We start from the raw sequence: 17,446 nt of genomic DNA, 5'->3' as shown, positions 1-17,446 counted from the left end.
AGCGCGGCGCCGGGTGAGCGCGGGTCCGGGAGGGCTCAGCCGATCCACACCGTGGTGACGTTGCAGAACTCCCGGATCCCGTGCCCGGACAGCTCCCGCCCGAAGCCGGAACGCTTGACGCCGCCGAACGGCAGCGCCGGGTGGGAGGCCGTCATCCCGTTGAAGAACACCCCGCCGGCCTGGATGTCGCGGACGAAGCGCTCCTGCTCACCCTCGTCCGTGGTCCAGACGTTGGCGCTCAGCCCGAACGGGGTGTCGTTGGCGGCCGAGACCGCCTCGTCCAGGCCGGCCACCCGGTAGACGGTGGCGACCGGGCCGAAGGTCTCCTCCTGGTGGATCCGCATCGCCGGGGTGATGCCGGTCAGCACCGTCGGCTCGTAGAACCAGCCGGTGTCCCAGCCCTCCGGGCGCCCGCCGCCGCACTCCACCCGGGCGCCGTGGGTGCGGGCGTCCTCGACCAGTTCCTCCAGGTCGTCCCGGCCCTGGCGGCTGGCCAGCGGGCCGACGTCGGTGGCCTCATCCATCGGGTCGCCCACCCGCAGGGCGCGCATCGCCGCCGTGAACCCCGCGGTGAAGCGGTCGTAGACGTCGGTGTGCACGATGAACCGCTTGGCGGCGATGCAGGACTGGCCGTTGTTCTGCACCCGGGCCCGGACGGCGGTCGCCACCGCGGCGTCCACGTCGGCGCTCGGCAGGACGACGAACGGGTCGCTGCCGCCCAGCTCCAGCACGGACTTCTTCACCTCGTCCGCCGCGGCGGAGGCGACGGCCCGGCCGGCCGGCTCGCTGCCGGTGAGGGTGACGGCGGCGACCCGGGGGTCACGGACCACGCCCTCGACCGCGCCGGAGCCGATCAGCAGGGTCTGGAAGCAGCCCTCCGGGAAGCCGGCCCGCCGGAACAGCTCCTCGATCGCGACCGCGGTGCGCGGCACGTTGGACGCGTGCTTGAGAAGCCCGACGTTGCCCGCCATCAGGGCCGGCGCGGCGAACCGGATCACCTGCCAGAACGGGAAGTTCCACGGCATCACGGCCAGCACCGGCCCGATCGGGCGGTAGCGGACGTAGGCGCGCGCGGCGCCCGAGTCGGCGACGTCGGCCGGGGCCGGGTGCTCGTCGGCGAGCAGCGCCTCGGCGTTGTCGGCGTACCAGCGCATCGCCTTCGCGCACTTGGCGGCCTCGGCCCGGGCGGCGGCGAGCGGCTTGCCCATCTCCAGGGTCATGGTGCGGGCGACCGCCTCCAGGTCCTGGTCCAGCAGGTCGGCGGCGCGGTGCAGCAACTCGGCGCGGGCGGCGAACGGGGTGTCGCGGTAGGCGCGGTAGGTGGACTCGGCGAGGGCCAGCCGTTGTTCGATGCCGGCCGCGTCGAGCGGTTCGAAGGTCTCCAGGGTCTCGCCGGTCGCGGGGTTGACGCTGGCGATGGGCATGCGGGGCTCCCGAGGGGGTGTGGACCGGTGCCGGTCCGGGCCTGGTGCGTCTGGGCCCTCACACCCTCCCCGACAGCCGGGCGCCGGGCACGCCACGGCGCGCCCGGCGTGTCCCGCCGGGCGCGCGGCCGGGCCCGTCACTCCGGCAGCGACTCCACCCGGGCCGCCGCCTCCCGGGCCCGGGCGCCGGCCCTGGTCCGTCCGGCGGTCACCAGCCGGCCGGGGAAGCGGTGCAGGTACTCGGCCTCCAGCTGGCCGGTGCGCAGGGTGTGCCGCTTCAGCGCCTCCTCCGACCCGTACAGGAAGGTCTCGTGGCGCGTGCGGTGCAGCTGCTCCAGCTCGTGCAGGAGCACGTCGTTGCCCAGGGCGTGCGGGGAGACGCCCTCGGGCCGGATGTGGGTGGCATCGGCGTGCCGCATCTCGGTACCTCCTCGACGGAAGCCCCCTCCTACGGAGTGCCCGGTGGCCGCCGCCGGTACACCCGTGCGACGGGGGGCGGGTGGCGCGGGTGATTCAGGTGGTGCGGGTGATTCGGGTCATCGGACAAGGAGTGTTGTAAAAGAAGTGTCGTACAAGAGTTCTTGTCAGTAGTCTCCCCGGCATGACCGACACGACGGACGAACCGCGCGGCACCCGGGAGATCCAGGACTCCCGGGTGCTCGCCGCCCTCACCCACCCGCTGCGACGCCGGCTGCTGGACCTGCTCAAGGTGGACGGCCCCGCCACGGTCGGGAAGCTCGCCGAGCGCACCGAGCAGGCGGTCGGCAACGTCAGCCACCACCTGAAGGTGCTGGCCGAGAGCGGACTGATCGAGGGGGCGCCCGAGCTCGCCCGCACCCGGCGCGAGCGGTGGTGGCGGCGCGCCGACCGCGAACTCACCTGGACCAGGGCCGACTTCGACGGCGACCCGGTCACCGAGGCCGTCGCCGACGCGGCCGGATCGATCCTGCTGGAGCGCCAGGTCGAGCTGGTCCGTGAGTGGGCCGTGCGGCGTGGCGGCTACCCGCCCGACTGGCGGGACGGCTGCTCGGTGGCCACCCAGACCTGGCTGCGGCTCACCCCGGAGGAGGCCCGGGAGCTGGCGGCGGACCTGCACGAGGTGATCCAGAAGTGGGCGAACCGGCCGGTGCCCGAGGACGGGCGGGAGCGCGAGACCGTCCTCGCCTTCGCCCACAGCGTCCCGGCCAGGCCGTGAGCGCCGTCCAGGCCCCGGAGCGGGCACCCGGGACCGCCCGCCCGCGCTGGGGCCTGTTCGCCCGGCGTGACTTCCGGCTGCTCTGGGCGGGTGAGACCGTCAGCAGGCTGGGCAGCAACATCACCTCCGTCGCGCTGCCGCTGGTCGCGGTGCTGGTGCTGGACGCCGGACCGCTCGCGACGGGAGCGCTGACCGCCGCCGTCTGGCTGCCCTGGCTGGTGTTCGGCCTGCCGGCCGGGGTCTGGGTCGGCCGGGCGCCCCGGCGGACCGTGATGATCGCCTGCAACCTCGCCTCCGCCGCCCTGCTCGCGAGCGTGCCGGTGGCCGGCTGGTTCGGAGTGCTCACCCTGGCGCAGCTGCTGGTGGTCGCCCTGTCGACCGGGATCTCCTCGGTGTTCTTCGACGCGGCCTTCGAGGCGTACCTGCCCGAGCTGGTGGCGCCCGAGGACCTGATCGAGGGCAACGCGAAACTGCAGGGCAGCGCGTCGGCGGCCGCGGTCGCCGGGCGCGGACTGGCGGGGCTGACCGTCCAGGTGCTCGGCGCGACGACCGGACTGCTCGCCGACGCCGTGAGTTTCCTGGTCGCGACTGCGACCCTGCTGAGGATCCGGGCTCGTTCCGGGCTCGACCCGGCCCCGGGCCGGGTCGGGCCCGGAACGAACGGGACGGGCGGGACCCTGAGTCAGGCCCAGGCGGACGGGACCCTGGGTCAGGCCCGGGAGGGGCTCGCCTTCCTGCTGCGCGACCCCTACCTGCGGTCCTTCACGCTCTACGGCGCGGCCGCCAACTTCGCGCTCACCGGCTACCAGTCGATCACCGCGCTGTTCCTGATCCGGGACGCCGGAGTCGCCCCGGGCTGGGTCGGCGGGCTCGCCTCGGCGGGCGCGGTCGGCGGAGTGCTCGGCGCGCTGGCCGCCCGGCCGCTGTGCCGGCGCCTCGGTACGGCCCGTGCGCTACGGATCGTGCTGATCGCGCTGTCGCCCTTCGGCATGCTGATGGCCCTGGCCGGACCGGGCCCCGGGATGCTGCTGTACGTGCTCGGGGCGTTGGTGGTGGTCGCGGCGGTGGTGTTCTGCAACGTCGTGCTCAACAGCTTCCGGCAGTCCTACCTCCCGCCCGCGTTGCTGAGCCGGGTCGCCGCCACGTCGATGTGCGCCAACCACGCCACCATCCCGCTCGGCGCCCTGGCCGGCGGGGCGCTGGGCGCGGTGGTCGGGCTGCGCGCCACCATGTGGGTGATGACCGGACTGCTGGCGCTGTGCGCGGTGCTGCCGCTGCTGTCGCCGCTGCGCACCGTCCGGGAGCTGCCGACCGGAGCGGCGGAGGCGGCGCGGTGATCGCCCGGATCGATCGCGGATCGTAGGATGAATTCATCCGTACCTTCGGGTTCCCCCGCTACCGCTCGGACAGAACGCTGATGCCGCTTCCCAAGGCCGAACTCCACCTGCACATCGAAGGCACCCTGGAGCCCGAGCTCGCCTTCGAGCTCGCCGCCCGCAACGGGGTCGAGCTGCCCTACGCCGACACCGAGGAACTGCGGAAGGCCTACTCCTTCAGCGACCTGCAGTCCTTCCTGGACCTGTACTACGCGCTGATGGCCGTGCTGCGCACCGAGCAGGACTTCGCCGACCTCGCCGACGCCTACCTGGCCCGGGCCGCCGAGCAGGGCGTGCGGCACGCGGAGATCTTCTTCGACCCGCAGGCGCACACGGCCCGGGGGGTGCCGCTCGGCGTGGTGGTGGACGGGCTGACCCTGGCGCTGTCGCGCAGCGAGGAGCGGTACGGCATCAGCACCCAGCTGATCATGTGCTTCCTGCGCGACGAGTCCGCCGAGTCCGCGCTGGAGACCTTCGAGGCCGCCCGCCCGTACTTCGACCGGATCGCGGGCATCGGCCTGGACTCGGCCGAGGTCGGCAACCCGCCGGCGAAGTTCCGCGAGGTGTACCGCCGGGCCGCCGAGGCGGGGCTGCGGCGCGTCGCCCACGCGGGCGAGGAGGGCCCGGCCTCGTACATCACCGAGGCGCTGGACGTCCTCGGCGTCGAGCGCATCGACCACGGGCTGCGCTGCCTGGAGGACGGCGAGCTGGTCGCCCGCCTGGTCCGCGAGCAGATCCCGCTGACCCTCTGCCCGCTCTCCAACGTCCGCCTGCGCTGCATCGACACGATCACCGACCACCCGCTGCGCGAGATGCTGGAGGCCGGTCTGCTGGTCACCGTCAACTCCGACGACCCGGCGTACTTCGGCGGCTACGTCGAGGACAACTTCCGTGCCGTCCGGGAGGCCCTCGGGCTGGACCCGGAGACGCTGCGCCGGCTGGCCGCCAACTCCTTCCGGGCCTCCTTCATCGACGACCGGCGCCGGGCCGAACTCCTGGCCGAGGTCGAGGCGTTCACCTTCGGCCCGGCGGAGGGCTGACCCGCGCGGTTCGGGGAAAGCCCCACCCGGACGGGCCGGCCTGGCTAGCCTGTCCGGGTGACCACCCCGCCATCGGAGCCCCCGGCCCAACTGGGCCTGCTCGACCTCTCCGTCGACCTCTCCGTCCCGCAGGTGTACTCCGGCACGGACTTCACGGTCTACCTGCACATCAAGAACCCGTTCTCGGTGCCGGTGTGGATCGACAAGGTGGACATGAGCCTGCCGACCCAGCTGTTCTGGCGCACACCCGAGCGGCCGGAGACACCCGAGAAGGCGGCGGAGCCGGTCCTCCCGGAGGCCGAGACGGCACGGCTGACGGCGGCCGTCCAGGAACGGCAGGCCCGCATCCGGCAGTTGGAGGAGGAGTCGGCGGCGCTCCCGCCGGAGCGGGCCGAGGAGGCGTGGGGGATCCAGGACGAGATCGCCCTGCTGAACCAGGCGAACGTGCGCGACCAGGCGCGGCTCAGCGGCGCCGACGACGACGAACTCCACCTGTACGCCTACGGTGAGTCGAGGGTGTCCCTGCACGGCCGGGTCCAGGAGACGCGCGTCTACGCGTACGACAGATCGACCGTGGCCCTGTACCCCGACCGTCCGGCCGAGCAGGAACGCGTGCCGCTGATCGGCTCGCTGCCCCGAGGCGTCGCGCTGGAACCAGGGTCGACCGACGTCTGGACCATCCGCCTCGGCACGCCGCGGAACCCGTTCTTCGTCCCCGCGAGCTACCGGCTGCAGCTCAACGTGGTCTACGGGCTCGTACCGGAGCAGCGCGGGGGTCCGCTGCCCGGGGCACCCGGGTCCGCGCGCCGGAGGGTCTTCGCCAACACCACCGCGCTGACCGTGCCGCTCAAGGCCGCGTTGTGGAACGTGATGACCGGCGGGGTGGCGGGCGGCCTGGTCGGCAGCCTCGGCCGGTCGCTGCAGGAGGCGCAGAGCGTGAGCGCGCTCGCCCACCAGCCCCTCGGGACCACGCTCGGCTCGCTGGTGCTGGCGGTCATCCTGACCGGGGCGGCGATCGTCTTCGCCGCGCGGAAGTCGGAGGCGCCGTCGTTCGTCACGGTCGAGGACTTCTGGGGCGGTGTGCTGGTGGGCTTCCTGATCGGCTACTCGGGCACGGCCGCCTTCACCGAGCTCACCGGGCTGCCGGCGTAGTCCCGCGCTCCCGGGCGTAGTGGAGCAGGGTGACGCCGTTGGTGAAGCGGTGGGTGTCCTTCAGGGCCAGCGGGGCGGGGTGGTCGGTCGGCCGGAAGAACAGGGTGCCGCGGCCGAGCACGACGGGGTGGACGTAGAGCCGGAACTCGTCGATCAGGTCCTGGGCGAGGAAGGACTCGGCCAGGTTCGCGCCGCTGAGGCAGAGGTCGCCGCCCGGGCCGGCGGTGAGGGCGGCGATCGACTCAGGGGTGACCTCGCGGACGACGGTGGTGTTCCAGTCGGCGTGGTCGAGGGTGCGGGAGAAGACGACCTTCGGCATCGCGCGCCAGATGCCCGCGAACTCGATCATCGGGGCGTCGGCGGCCGGGTCCTGGTCGGCGGTCGGCCAGAACGAGGCCATCAGCTCGTGCGTCACCCGGCCGGAGAGGAAACCACCCATCCGGGCGAGTTCCCGGTTGAAGTGGGTGTGCACCTCGTCGTCGACGGAATGCCAGGAGAGGTCGTGGTCCGAGCCCTCGAAGTAGCCGTCGACCGAGAGCGAGACGAAGAGAACGATCCTGCGTCGCATGGCGCCCCCATGAGGAGGAGTGGTCCGCCGCCCTCCCCTCCTGGCGGGGCGGGAGGGCGGCGGACGGGATCAGATCAGGGTGCTCCAGTAGTACCAGAACCGGTTGAGGATCAGCAGCGCGATCACCGCGTACCAGAGGCCCGGCACGACCCAGTGGTAGCGGGCCGCCTCCCGGACGACCACCCGCAGCCGCGGCCCCACCGGGATCACGCCGGAGCGCAGGTTGTGCAGCGTGGTGTACCAGAACAGCGGGATCACCGCGGCCCACACCACCATGCAGTACGGGCAGAGCGCGCCGATCCGGTAGAGCGCCTGGTACATCAGCCAGGTCACGAAGCCGACCCCGAAGACCGTCCCGGCCTGCAGGCCGAGCCAGAACCAGCGCCGGTACGTCGCGCCGGCGAGGAGCCCGGCGCCGACCGCGACGACGACCCCGAAGGCCACCAGCCCGATCAGCGAGTTGGGGAACCCGAAGGCCTCCGCCTGGTCGCTGCGCATGATCGAGCCGCAGCTGATGATCGGATTGATGTTGCAATTGGGGACGTACGACGGGTCTTTCAGCAGCCGGATCTTGTCCAGGGTGAGGACCGCCGAGGCGAACAGGCCGACCGCGCCGCCGATCAGCAGCAGCCAGGCGAACGGGCGGCTCGCGCCGTGGGCCGTCCGGGGGGCGGGGGTGAGGGTGGGCGCGTTGGGGGCGGTCACCCGGTCACCTGCTTGACCATCGCGGTGAACTGCTCGGGCGAGACGGCCTTGCCGTTGGTGAGGACGTCCAGCTTCTTGCCGTCCAGCTTGACGGTCGGGGTGCCGGTGACGTCGCTCTTGTTGAACTCCTCGTTGACCTTGGCCGCCCACGGTGCGTAGGTACCCTCCCGGACGGCCTTGACGAAGGAGTCGGTCTTCAGCCCGGGCACCTGGTCGGCCAGGTCCAGGATGTGGTTGACGTCGCCGAAGGCGTCGCTGCGCTCGTCGGGCTGGTTGGCGTACAGCACGTCGTGGAACTGCTTGAACTTGTCCACGCCCTCGTTCAGCGCGGCGCCGGCGGCGGCCAGCGCGGTGCGGGAGCCCTTGCCGCCGAGGTTGCTGTCCAGGAACGTCGCCAGGTGGTACTCGACCTTGTACGAGCCGGCGTCGGCGAGCTGCTGGACGGTCTTGCCGGTGGTGGTCTCCAGCTGCTCGCAGAACGGGCAGCGGAAGTCCTCGTAGACCTGCAGGGTGTGCGCGGCGTCGGCCTTGCCGTAGGTGATCACCGTGCCGCCGTCGCCGGTCGCGTTGGCGGGGACGACCAGCGGGCCGTTCGCGGCGGCGTCCGAACCGGACCCGGAGGAGCCGCCGACGGCGAAGGCCACGCCCGCCGCGAGGGCCAGCACCGCGGCGGAGGCGGCGCCGACCACCACCCGGCGGCGGATCCGGTCCGAACGCTCGGCCTGGGCCCGGGCGACGCGCATCCGGTCGGTGGCGGAGTTCTTCTGGTCGGTCTTGCGGGAGTTGCTCATGGGGTGTCGTCGTCCTGTGCTCTCGGGCGTACGGGGTGCGGGCGCGGCCGGTGGGTCGGGGCCTGCGCGGGGGAGAGGCGGCCGGGTGAGCGGGGGCGCTGCGCGCGAGCGGAGTTGCTGCGCGCAGGCGGAGAGGCTCGGGGCGAGCGGGGGTGCTGCGCGTGAGCGGAGAGGCTCGGGGCGAGCGGAGGCGCTGTGCGCGAGCGGAGGGCTCAGGCGGCCAGGACGAACGGTGGGCCGCGGCGGACGGCCGGACGGACGACGACGTCCTCGGCCGGGACCAGCGCACGGCTGGCCGGGGGAACGGGCACCCGCGCCACCGGACGGGCCGGGACGGGCGCGGTGAGCAGCAGCAGCCAGCGGGCGGCGGCCGGGAGGTGCCGGTGCAGGAACTCGCCCAGCATCCGGACGGTACGGGCCAGGCCGGCCAGCGCGGCGTCCGCGCGGCGCAGCCAGTAGGCGCCGGCCAGCGCGATCACCGTGTGCAGCAGCAGGAGGAGCAGGACGCCCGTCTGCTGGGAGACGCCGTGGCCGAGCAGGAAACCGCCCAGCGAACCGCCGCCGCACAGCAGCGGCTCGAAACCGCGGCCGGTGCCGGGCGGCAGGGAGGGGCAGGTGCTCTGGGCGAAGTCGAACAGTGCGCTGACACCCAGCTCCAGCGGCAGGAACACCGCGGCGACCACCGGGAAGCGGCGCTCGCGGCCGGCGAGCGCGAAGGCGACGGTGAACACGGCGGCCGAGGCCAGGAGCATCGTGCCGACCGGCAGCTCCCGGCCGGTCACCAGTACCTGGCCGAACCCGGCGAGCACCACGACCAGCGCGGCGAAGACCGCCGCGCGGAGCGTCCTGGTGACCGGGCCGATGTCCATGGCATCCGAGTCTGCCACAGGTTGAAAGCGGAACGGTCTTGTCGGCGGGGGGCTGTGAACAGCCTCACCACCCGCGCTGAGCTGGGCTTATGTGCTTCTTACGGGCTCGTCGGGGTGGTCGTGCGAGGTGTCCGGGAGGCCGTCGGCGGCGCCGACCCGAGCCTCCACCAGCTCCCGGAAGTGCCGCAGGTCCTCGCGGACCGTCCGCTCGATCGCCCCGGCCTGGGCGAAGCCGCGCGGCCCGCCGAACGCCAGGTGCACGGCCTCCGGGTCGTACTCCACCCGGATCTGCACCCGGGTGTGCCGGGCGTCCAGCGGCAGCAGCGCGAAGGCGCCGCTGAGCCGCAGCGGGTCCAGCGTCCGCCAGGCCATCACCCGGCCCCGGCCCCGGTCGGTGATCTCGGTGTCCACCGAGCGCTCGGCGCCGTCGATCTCCACCCCGAGGTGCGCGAGGTTCCGCCCGTGCGGATGGGCGCTGCGGACTCCGTCGACGAACCGTGGGTACTCGTGCACCCGGTGCAGCTGCTCCCAGGCGGCGAGGACGGGGGCGGCGATGTCGATCTGTTCCTCAAGGGTGCTCATGGTGGGTCGGGACCTCCCTTGGTACCAGGGTGCGCTTTGGGGTGGGGGTGGGCAAAGGGGGGGTGTGTTGGTGTTCGGGGGGCTCTCGGGAGGGTGGGTGCGGGGGCGGTTCCGGGGGTGGGCGCTCCGAGGGGCTGGATGATTTTCAGACTGCCGACTCTGTGGGGTGGGGGTTGGGCGTCGTTGGCAGTCTGAAAATCACCCGCCACGCCCCTCTCCGCGCCCACCCCCTCCACCGCCCCCTCCCGCAGCGCGTCCCTCTCGCCTGGTGGGGTGGGGGGAGGTGGTGGGCGCGCGGGGCGGTGCCCGCGCGCCCCGGGTGGGGATGGGTAACGGGGTACGGGCGGGTGTGGGGGAGGGTGGTGGTGGGCGCGCGGGGCGTTGCCCGCGCGCCCATGGTGGGGGTCGGGGGAGACTGGGCGCATGCCGGAGTTGCCTGAGGTCGAGGCGTTGAGTGCGTACCTGTCCGAGCGGTTGACCGGGCGGGTGATCGCGCGGGTGCAGCCGGTGGCGATCAGTGCGCTGAAGACGTACGACCCGCCGGTGACGGCGTTGGAGGGGCGGACGGTCGGGCCGGTGACGCGGCGTGGCAAGTTCCTGGACATCGAGGCCGGCGGGCTGCACCTGGTGGTCCATCTGGCCCGGGCCGGCTGGCTGCGGTGGAAGGACGGCCTGCCTGACGAGCCGCCGCATCCGAGCCCCAAGAACCCGTTGGCGTTGCGGCTGCGCCTGGAGGGCGAGGCCGGGGACGGGTTCGATCTGACGGAGGCCGGGACGAAGAAGGGGCTCGCGGTGTACGTGGTCCGGGACCCGGCGGAGGTGCCGGGTGTGGCGAGGTTGGGGCCCGACCCCTTGGACCCCGGGTTCACGGTGGAGGCCTTCGCTGCTCTGGTGCGGGAGGACCGGCGCCGGATCAAGGGGCTGCTGAGGGACCAGAGCACGCTGGCGGGGGTGGGCAATGCCTACTCGGACGAGGTGCTGCACGCGGCCCGGATGTCGCCGTACAAGATCGCGGCCAGTCTGACGGAGGAGGAGACGGCCCGGCTGTACGGGGCGCTCGGCAGCACGCTGCGGGACGCGGTGGAGCGTTCGCGCGGGCTGGCGGCGGGGGAGCTGAAGGCGGAGAAGAAGCTCGGGTTGCGGGTGCACGGCCGGACCGGCCAGCCCTGTCCGGTCTGCGGGGACACCGTGCGGGAGGTGTCCTTCGCGGACTCCTCGCTGCAGTACTGCCCGACCTGCCAGACCGGGGGAAAGCCGCTGGCGGACCGGCGGATGTCGCGGTTGTTGAAGTGAGGCGGGGCACGGGGCCCCGCCTCGGCCGGCGGGCGTCCGGTCAGCGCTTGACGGCGACGCCGCCCCAGTAGTAGGCGGCCTTCGGGTCGGCCGGGGGTTCGCCGTCCGGGCGCCAGGCCAGGACCGGGGCGACGCCCGGCTCGATCAGTTCCCAGCCGTCGAAGAAGCGGACCACGTCGTCGTAGCCGCGCGGGACCAGGGTCATCCCGCCGGCCCTTGCGGCCTCGGCGACCTTGCCGACGGCCTCCGGGTCGAAGTCCGGGGTGGGGGTGGTGAGGGCGATGCAGCTGCCGGCGGGGAGGGCGTCGCGCAGTGCGGCGACCCGGCCCCACGGGTCGTCCTCGTCGGCGATCAGCATCAGCACGGCGATCATCAGCAGGCCGACCGGCTGGGTGAGGTCGAGGGTGGAGGTGAGCGCCGGGTCGGCGAACAGCTCCTCGGGCTTGCGCAGGTCGGCGTGGATGTAGGTGGTCCGGCTGGCCGGGCTGGAGACCATCAGCGCCCGGGCGTGGGCGAGCACGATCGGGTCGTTGTCGACGTAGACCACCCGGGTGCCGGGGCTGACCGTCTCGGCGATCTCGTGGGTGTTGGGCGAGGTGGGGATGCCCGTGCCGAGGTCGAGGAACTGGCGGATGCCGTGCTCCCGGGCCAGGTGGCGGACGGCCCGGCCCTGGAACGCGCGGTTGGCCTTGGCCATCTCCTTGACGCTCGGCACGGCCTGCTCGATGGCCTGGCCCATGGCGCGGTCCGGCGGGAAGTTGGTCTTGCCGCCCAGCCAGTAGTCGTACACGCGCGCCGAGTGCGGGGCGGTGGTGTCGACTCCGAACCGTTCCCACTGGCTCAGCTCGGCGGCGTCGTCCTGCGGGGCATGCTCGGGGGAGTCCTGACTTGTCGTCATGGCCACGTCCTCTGATGGCAGATCATCACACTGGGGAGGCACAGCGTAGCGGTCCTGACGGGTGGTCTGGCGTCCGGTCGGGGAAGGTGGGGGAGGGTCGGGGGCGGGGTGTGCGTACGGGGGTCCCGGGCTTCCTTTCGGGTGTGCCCTTGGGCTGTCGGAGTGGTGATCGGGGCCGTAGGGGGCGCCTCCGGGGAGCGGCGGTGACGGCCGGGGGAAGTATTCCGCATGCTGTCAGATCGTCAGATTACTTCGCGAAGATTGTTGCTGGTCGCGGCCGGGATGTCCCTGCTGGGGGCGGCCGCCGGCTGCCGGAGCCCCTGGAGCGGTGGCGGCGAGGTCGCGGCCGAGGCGGGGGTGGACGAGAGCGCCCTGCCGGTGGCGCCGCCGGCGCCGGGTGCCTTACCGGCCACGCCGCCGCCCTCGGCCGCCGCCCCGAGCGTGGTGCCCGTGCACAAGGTGCTCACGGCGGCGGAGGCCAAGCCGGTGTACGAGCTGGACGCCGAGCGGCGGGTGGTGGCGCTCACCATCGACGACGGCCCGGATCCCCGGCACACGCCCACCGTGCTGGCGCTGCTCCAGCAGTACGGGATCCGGGCGACGTTCTTCCTGATCGGGGAGAACGCCGTCGAGCACCCGGCGCTGGTGCGGGAGATCGCCGACCGCGGCCACCACATCGCCAACCACACCTGGACCCACCCGGACCTGCGGCACATGGCCGACGCCAAGGTGCGGGACGAGCTGGAGCGCACCTCCGACCTGCTGCACAAGACCACCGGGCGGCTGCCCACCTGGTTCCGCGCGCCCGGCGGGGACTGGTCCGACGCCTCGCTCAAGGTGGCCGCGGACCTGGGGATGCGGAACATGGCCTGGTCGGTGGATCCGCGGGACTGGGCCCGGCCGGGGACCTCGGTGATCACCGACCGGATCCTCAAGGACGTCCGGCCCGGGGCGATCGTGCTCAACCACGACGGTGGCGGGGACCGCTCGCAGACGGTGGCGGCGTTGAAGACGTACCTGCCGGTGCTGATCGACTCGGGGTACTTCTTCACGGCTCCGCCCAACTGAGAGCACTCGTGCGGGCGGTGAGGTAGCGGCTTTTCCGGCCAAACCACTCGAATGGGTGGATTGGGAGAACCGTTTCTGCGGATTTTGGGCCTCTAGGGTGATCTCGCACCAATTAATCAGGTACCGCCGCGTACCACCTGAAAGGCCCTCACCCATGCGACTCCGCAACACCTTTCTCGCCGCCGTCAGCGCCGCCGCCCTCGTCCTCGCCGTGCCGACGTCCGCCAACGCGGCCACCGGTGACTTCCTCTACAAGGTCGGCCCCGGAGTTCTGACCGGGCTCGCCGACCCGGAGAGCCGCGTGTGCATCGACCTCCCGGAGCTCGGGAACGGGCCGGGCTTCGCACCCGAGAACCTCACCTCCTCGACGGCCACGGTCTTCCTCGAGGCCCACTGCGACGGTGACGTCTTCTATGTGATGAACCCCGGTAAGAAGCTCGGCGACCGGCTGAAGCTGCGCTCCGTCGTCTTCTCCTGAGGTCGAGCGCACCGCCGACGCGCGGGCGGCCCGGTGGCCGGTGGTGACCGGTCGGCGGGCCGCCCGTTCTGTTGGGGCGGTCGTGGCGGCGGCGTAGCGTGAAGGGGGGAGGATGCCGCTGGTCCCGCCGACGGAGGAGGAAGCGATGTCCGTACGGGAACTGGACGCGGAGAGGCAGGAAGCCTTCGCCGGGCGCGTGGTGGACGTCCTGAACGACGCCTGTCTGGGGCTGATGACCAGCCTCGGCCACCAGACCGGGCTGTTCGACCTGATGGCGGGCCTCGCCCCGTCGAGCAGCGAGGAGATCGCGCGGGCCGCCGGGCTCAACGAGCGCTACGTGCGCGAATGGCTGGGCGGGATGGTCGTCGGCGGGTTCGTCGAGTACGACCCGGAACACGGCACCTACATGCTGCCGCCCGAGCACGCGGCGTCACTGACCACGGCGGCCGGGCCGGACAACCTGGCGGGGATGATGCCCTTCCTCGCGATGATGGGCGAGGTCGAGCAGGAGCTGCTCGGCCACTTCCGTACCGGGGGCGGGATGCCGTACTCGGCGTACCCGCGCTTCCAGCAGCTGCAGGCCGAGGAGAGCGCGCGGGTGTACGACCTGGCGCTGGTGGACGCGATCGTGCCGCTGGTGCCCGGGCTCACCGAGCGGCTGCGGGCCGGCATCGACGTGCTGGACGTCGGCACCGGGGAGGGGCACGCCGTCACGGTGCTGGCGAAGGCCTTCCCGGCCAGCCGGGTCACCGGTATCGACATCGCCGAGAACGGCATCGCCGCCGCCCGTGCCTCGGCGGCCGAACTCGGGCTGGACAACGCCCGGTTCGAGGTGTCGGACTCGGCGGAGATCAGCGGTCCGTACGACCTGGTCACCGCGTTCGACGTGATCCACGACCTCGCCCGGCCGACCCGCACCCTGGCTGCCGTCGCGGGCGCGCTGCGGCCCGACGGGGTCTTCCTGATGGGCGACGTCGCCGCCAGCAGCAGGCTGGAGGAGAACGTCGAGCACCCGCTCGCCCCGGCGCTCTACGCCTTCTCGACCTTCTACTGCATGACGGTCTCGCTCGGCGAGGGCGGCGAGGGGCTCGGGACGGTCTGGGGCGAGCAGACCGCCCGGCGGATGCTGGCCGAGGCCGGGTTCCGGTCGGTCGAGGTGGAACGGGTCGAGGGGGACATCCTGAACCTGTACTACGTGGCGCGGCTCGACGGCGCCGCGGCGGCCTGACGCGGCCGGGGTGGCCCGGGCCGGGCGGTCGGCGTACGTTCGAAGGGTCCGGCCCGTTCGCGGTGCGCCGGTGCGTGCGCGCCCGGAGGTCCGGTCCGTGCAGCCCTGGGCGGAGTGAAGGAGGCACGGGATGACCGGCAACGGCTACGCACACCCCGAGGCGCTGGTCCACACCGAGTGGCTGGCCCACCACCTGGACGACGGCACCGTCCGGGTGGTCGAGGTGGACGAGGACACCACCGCGTACGACCGCGACCACATCCCCGGCGCGGTCGGCTGGAACTGGACCACCGACCTGCACAGCAGGGTCGGCCGAGACTACGCCGACCGCGACGGCGTCCAGCACCTGCTGCGGGCGGCCGGCGTCGAGGACGACACCACCGTGGTGCTGTACGGCGGCAACAACAACTGGTTCGCCGCGTACGCCTACTGGCTGCTGCGGCTGCGCGGCTTCGGGCCGGTGCGGCTGCTGGACGGCGGGCGCAAGAAGTGGGAGCTGGAGGGCCGCGAACTCACCCCCGAGGTGATGGACTACCAGCACACCGGGTACCGGCTGACCGGGCCCGAGCGGCCGGAGCTGCGGGCGCTGCGGGACGAGGTGCTGGCCAAGGCCGAGGTGTTCGCCAAGCCCGGGGCGGACGCGGTGCTGGTGGACGTCCGGTCGCCGGCCGAGTTCCGGGGCGAGCTGATCGCGCCCCCGCACCTGCCGCAGGAGCAGGCGCAGGTGCCCGGGCACATCCCCGGCGCGGTGAACATCCCCTGGTCGCAGACGGCCAACGACGACGGGTCGTTCCGGTCGGCGGAGGAGCTGCGGGCGCTCTACGCGGGCAAGGGCGTGTCGACGGAGCGCGAGGTGATCGCCTACTGCCGGATCGGCGAGCGGTCCGCGCACACCTGGTTCGCGCTCACCGAGCTGCTCGGGTACCCGCACGTGAAGAACTACGACGGCTCGTGGACGGAGTACGGCTCGCTGGTGCGGGCGCCGGTGACGCTCGGGTCCTGAGGTACTGGTGGGGTGGGTGTGGTGATGTGACACCGTCGCGGCCTTGCTGCGACGGTGTCATTTCGGCGCGTTTCTTTTCATGAACATCTCACAATCAGGGAGTGGAACAGGCGCCTCCGGGACAAGGATCGATCCGACCCATCGTTCCGGTGATCCCTGGAGGACCACGTGCGCAAGAGGCTGATCGTCTCCGCCGCCAGTGCCCTGAGCCTGTTCCTGGCCGTCCCCGCCTCGGCAGCAGACTTCCAACCCGGCGCGGCCGGCGCGGGCGACTCCTACTACCCGACCTACGGCAACGGCGGATACAACGTCTCGCACTACGACATCCGGCTGAAGTACCAGCCCGCCACCGACGAACTCGAAGGCACCACCACCATCCTGGCCACCGCCACCCAGGACCTCTCCCGGTTCAACCTCGACTTCGCGCTGAACGTCTCCGAGGTCCGGGTCAACGGGCGGCCCGCGGCGTTCAAGACCAGCGGCGAGCAGGAGCTGGAGATCACCCCCGCCCGGCCGCTCGCCAAGGGCAGCCAGGCCACCGTGGTGGTCCGCTACAAGGGCGTGCCGTCCACCGTGAAGAAGTACGGCTTCACAGCGTGGCTGCGCACGCCGGACGGAGGGGTGGCGGCCGGCGAGCCCGAGGGCGCGTGGTGGTGGTTCCCGAGCAACGACCACCCCAGTGACAAGGCCACCTTCGACGTCTCGGTGCTGGTGCCGGACGGCAACCAGGTGATCAGCAACGGCATCCTGACCGGCACCTCCTCCTCGGCCGGCTGGACCCGCTACAGCTGGCGCGAGAACAAGCCCCAGGCGACATATCTGGCCACGCTCGCGGTCGGCAAGTTCGACGTCTCCACGGACACCACGGCCGGCGGGCTGCCCGTCTACACCGCGTACAGCAAGGACCTCGGCGAGAACGCGGACGCGGCCAGGGCCAGCGTCGAGCGCACCGGCGAACTGGTCGACTGGCTGAGCGGCTACTTCGGCGACTACCCGTTCAGCTCGATCGGCGGCTACGTCCCCAACGTGCCCACCGGCTACGCGTTGGAGAGCCAGACCCGGGTCTTCTACAGCCCCCGGCAGTTCGCCAAGGGCACCAACACCTCGGTGGTCGTGCACGAGCTGGCCCACCAGTGGTACGGCGACAGCGTCTCGGTCGCGCGCTGGAGCGACATCTGGCTGAACGAGGGCTTCGCCCGGTACTCGCAGCTCCTCTGGTCCGAGCACGAGAACGAGGGCACCGCTCAGGAGCTGGCCGACTACATCTACGCCTCGCACCCGGCCGACGACGCGTTCTGGACCGTCAAGCCGGGTGACCCGGGTGCCGACAACCAGTTCTCGGGCGCCGTGTACGACCGGGGCGCGGTGGCCATCCAGGCGCTGCGCAACACCGTCGGCGACGAGAAGTTCTTCCAGATCCTGAAGGGTTGGCCCACCGAGCGCCGCTTCGGCAACGCCACCGTCCAGGACTTCCAGGCGTACGCGGAGAAGGTCTCCGGCAAGAAGCTCGGTGACCTCTTCCAGACCTGGCTGTTCACCCCCGCCAAGCCGGCCGTCGGACCGGTGCCGGCGGGCACCGCCGCCGCTGCGGCCTCGCTGGCGCCGGGCGCGGACCGGGCCGACGGGCAGCTGCCGGCGGAGCCCAAGTCCTGGAAGAAGATCCAGGAGACCAACTCCCTTCACGACAGCAGGCACTGACGCCCGGGCGCGGGGTGGGGTGACGTGAGGTGAGGTCCGGGGGTGGCCCGGCGGGCCGTTCGGGAACGGGCGGGCGGC

General features: G+C 72.5%; 18 protein-coding genes. 10 read left to right on the top strand and 8 right to left on the bottom strand.

Annotation, left to right across the window (positions count from 1 at the left end; all coding sequences use genetic code 11):
- Positions 1 to 35 precede the first annotated feature (35 nt).
- The gene (locus ACYP53_RS25970; RefSeq protein WP_189917251.1) at positions 36 to 1,424 is read right to left on the bottom strand and encodes an NADP-dependent succinic semialdehyde dehydrogenase; all 1,389 of its coding nucleotides are present in this window, start codon (positions 1,422 to 1,424) and stop codon (positions 36 to 38) included.
- 137 nt (positions 1,425 to 1,561) lie between these two features.
- The gene (locus ACYP53_RS25965; RefSeq protein WP_189917253.1) at positions 1,562 to 1,843 is read right to left on the bottom strand and encodes a DUF6158 family protein; all 282 of its coding nucleotides are present in this window, start codon (positions 1,841 to 1,843) and stop codon (positions 1,562 to 1,564) included.
- Positions 1,844 to 2,025: 182 nt separating this feature from the next.
- On the opposite strand from ACYP53_RS25965, the gene ACYP53_RS25960 reads away from it, so the two are divergent.
- The 4 genes from ACYP53_RS25960 to ACYP53_RS25945 all read left to right on the top strand — a co-directional run bounded on the left by ACYP53_RS25960 (position 2,026) and on the right by ACYP53_RS25945 (position 6,187).
- Positions 2,026 to 2,619, top strand: coding sequence for an ArsR/SmtB family transcription factor (locus ACYP53_RS25960; RefSeq protein WP_459649171.1), 594 nt, complete (start codon positions 2,026 to 2,028; stop codon positions 2,617 to 2,619).
- A complete protein-coding gene (locus tag ACYP53_RS25955; protein WP_459649170.1) occupies positions 2,616 to 3,956 on the top strand; it encodes an MFS transporter in 1,341 nt (446 codons plus the stop codon). The genes ACYP53_RS25960 and ACYP53_RS25955 overlap by 4 nt, the downstream gene beginning before the upstream one ends.
- Positions 3,957 to 4,036: 80 nt before the next feature.
- Positions 4,037 to 5,035, top strand: a complete 999-nt coding sequence (locus tag ACYP53_RS25950; RefSeq protein ID WP_189917256.1) for an adenosine deaminase — start codon at positions 4,037 to 4,039, stop codon at positions 5,033 to 5,035.
- Between the two features lie 57 nt (positions 5,036 to 5,092).
- The gene (locus ACYP53_RS25945) at positions 5,093 to 6,187 is read left to right on the top strand and encodes a hypothetical protein (RefSeq protein ID WP_459649169.1); all 1,095 of its coding nucleotides are present in this window, start codon (positions 5,093 to 5,095) and stop codon (positions 6,185 to 6,187) included.
- Here ACYP53_RS25945 and ACYP53_RS25940 read toward each other — a convergent pair.
- The 5 genes from ACYP53_RS25940 to ACYP53_RS25920 form a co-directional block, all read right to left on the bottom strand.
- A complete protein-coding gene (locus ACYP53_RS25940; RefSeq protein WP_459649168.1) occupies positions 6,168 to 6,755 on the bottom strand; it encodes a dihydrofolate reductase family protein in 588 nt (195 codons plus the stop codon). The two genes, ACYP53_RS25945 and ACYP53_RS25940, sit on opposite strands and share 20 nt — an antisense overlap.
- Before the next feature lie 69 nt (positions 6,756 to 6,824).
- Entirely contained in the window at positions 6,825 to 7,460 is a 636-nt protein-coding gene (locus tag ACYP53_RS25935; RefSeq protein WP_189917263.1) for a vitamin K epoxide reductase family protein, read from the bottom strand.
- On the bottom strand, positions 7,457 to 8,251 hold the full coding sequence (locus ACYP53_RS25930) for a DsbA family protein (RefSeq protein ID WP_459649167.1): 795 nt from the start codon (positions 8,249 to 8,251) through the stop codon (positions 7,457 to 7,459). Before ACYP53_RS25930 ends, ACYP53_RS25935 begins: the two co-directional genes overlap by 4 nt.
- A 212-nt stretch (positions 8,252 to 8,463) precedes the next feature.
- The gene (locus tag ACYP53_RS25925; RefSeq protein ID WP_459649166.1) at positions 8,464 to 9,120 is read right to left on the bottom strand and encodes a hypothetical protein; all 657 of its coding nucleotides are present in this window, start codon (positions 9,118 to 9,120) and stop codon (positions 8,464 to 8,466) included.
- 87 nt (positions 9,121 to 9,207) lie between these two features.
- Positions 9,208 to 9,702, bottom strand: a complete 495-nt coding sequence (locus ACYP53_RS25920) for an SRPBCC family protein (RefSeq protein WP_189917268.1) — start codon at positions 9,700 to 9,702, stop codon at positions 9,208 to 9,210.
- A gap of 423 nt (positions 9,703 to 10,125) precedes the next feature.
- Here ACYP53_RS25920 and ACYP53_RS25915 point away from each other — a divergent pair, with 423 nt between their 5' ends.
- Positions 10,126 to 10,995: an Fpg/Nei family DNA glycosylase gene (locus tag ACYP53_RS25915; protein ID WP_459649165.1), complete on the top strand. Its 870-nt coding sequence runs from the start codon at positions 10,126 to 10,128 to the stop codon at positions 10,993 to 10,995.
- A gap of 40 nt (positions 10,996 to 11,035) precedes the next feature.
- On the opposite strand, the gene ACYP53_RS25910 is transcribed toward ACYP53_RS25915, so the two are convergent.
- Positions 11,036 to 11,893 (bottom strand): SAM-dependent methyltransferase, encoded by an 858-nt coding sequence (locus ACYP53_RS25910; protein ID WP_459649164.1) that lies wholly within the window; start codon positions 11,891 to 11,893, stop codon positions 11,036 to 11,038.
- Between the two features lie 228 nt (positions 11,894 to 12,121).
- On the opposite strand from ACYP53_RS25910, the gene ACYP53_RS25905 reads away from it, so the two are divergent.
- The 5 genes from ACYP53_RS25905 (at position 12,122) to ACYP53_RS25885 (ending at position 17,368) form a co-directional block, all read left to right on the top strand.
- Positions 12,122 to 12,961: a polysaccharide deacetylase family protein gene (locus ACYP53_RS25905; protein WP_459649163.1), complete on the top strand. Its 840-nt coding sequence runs from the start codon at positions 12,122 to 12,124 to the stop codon at positions 12,959 to 12,961.
- 154 nt (positions 12,962 to 13,115) lie between these two features.
- The gene (locus ACYP53_RS25900) at positions 13,116 to 13,439 is read left to right on the top strand and encodes a hypothetical protein (RefSeq protein WP_459649162.1); all 324 of its coding nucleotides are present in this window, start codon (positions 13,116 to 13,118) and stop codon (positions 13,437 to 13,439) included.
- A gap of 145 nt (positions 13,440 to 13,584) precedes the next feature.
- Positions 13,585 to 14,667 (top strand): class I SAM-dependent methyltransferase, encoded by a 1,083-nt coding sequence (locus tag ACYP53_RS25895; protein WP_459649161.1) that lies wholly within the window; start codon positions 13,585 to 13,587, stop codon positions 14,665 to 14,667.
- Between the two features lie 130 nt (positions 14,668 to 14,797).
- Positions 14,798 to 15,670, top strand: a complete 873-nt coding sequence (locus ACYP53_RS25890; protein WP_459649160.1) for a sulfurtransferase — start codon at positions 14,798 to 14,800, stop codon at positions 15,668 to 15,670.
- 168 nt (positions 15,671 to 15,838) lie between these two features.
- Positions 15,839 to 17,368 carry a M1 family metallopeptidase gene (locus tag ACYP53_RS25885; RefSeq protein WP_459649159.1) on the top strand — a complete coding sequence of 510 codons (1,530 nt, stop codon included), beginning with the start codon at positions 15,839 to 15,841 and terminating at the stop codon, positions 17,366 to 17,368.
- Positions 17,369 to 17,446: the final 78 nt, after the last annotated feature.

The organism is Kitasatospora sp. Ki12 (genome assembly GCF_054601375.1).
This window is presented reverse-complemented; position numbering and strand designations above follow the sequence as displayed.

Coding starts and splice junctions, on each gene's coding strand:
- ACYP53_RS25900 (WP_459649162.1), top strand. CDS start 13,116: ATGCGACTCCGCAACACCTTTCTCGCCGCCGTCAGCGCCGCCGCCCTC.
- ACYP53_RS25920 (WP_189917268.1), bottom strand. CDS start 9,702: ATGAGCACCCTTGAGGAACAGATCGACATCGCCGCCCCCGTCCTCGCC.
- ACYP53_RS25895 (WP_459649161.1), top strand. CDS start 13,585: ATGTCCGTACGGGAACTGGACGCGGAGAGGCAGGAAGCCTTCGCCGGG.
- ACYP53_RS25930 (WP_459649167.1), bottom strand. CDS start 8,251: ATGAGCAACTCCCGCAAGACCGACCAGAAGAACTCCGCCACCGACCGG.
- ACYP53_RS25890 (WP_459649160.1), top strand. CDS start 14,798: ATGACCGGCAACGGCTACGCACACCCCGAGGCGCTGGTCCACACCGAG.
- ACYP53_RS25960 (WP_459649171.1), top strand. CDS start 2,026: ATGACCGACACGACGGACGAACCGCGCGGCACCCGGGAGATCCAGGAC.
- ACYP53_RS25915 (WP_459649165.1), top strand. CDS start 10,126: ATGCCGGAGTTGCCTGAGGTCGAGGCGTTGAGTGCGTACCTGTCCGAG.
- ACYP53_RS25970 (WP_189917251.1), bottom strand. CDS start 1,424: ATGCCCATCGCCAGCGTCAACCCCGCGACCGGCGAGACCCTGGAGACC.
- ACYP53_RS25940 (WP_459649168.1), bottom strand. CDS start 6,755: ATGCGACGCAGGATCGTTCTCTTCGTCTCGCTCTCGGTCGACGGCTAC.
- ACYP53_RS25910 (WP_459649164.1), bottom strand. CDS start 11,893: ATGACGACAAGTCAGGACTCCCCCGAGCATGCCCCGCAGGACGACGCC.
- ACYP53_RS25925 (WP_459649166.1), bottom strand. CDS start 9,120: ATGGACATCGGCCCGGTCACCAGGACGCTCCGCGCGGCGGTCTTCGCC.
- ACYP53_RS25950 (WP_189917256.1), top strand. CDS start 4,037: ATGCCGCTTCCCAAGGCCGAACTCCACCTGCACATCGAAGGCACCCTG.
- ACYP53_RS25965 (WP_189917253.1), bottom strand. CDS start 1,843: ATGCGGCACGCCGATGCCACCCACATCCGGCCCGAGGGCGTCTCCCCG.
- ACYP53_RS25905 (WP_459649163.1), top strand. CDS start 12,122: ATGCTGTCAGATCGTCAGATTACTTCGCGAAGATTGTTGCTGGTCGCG.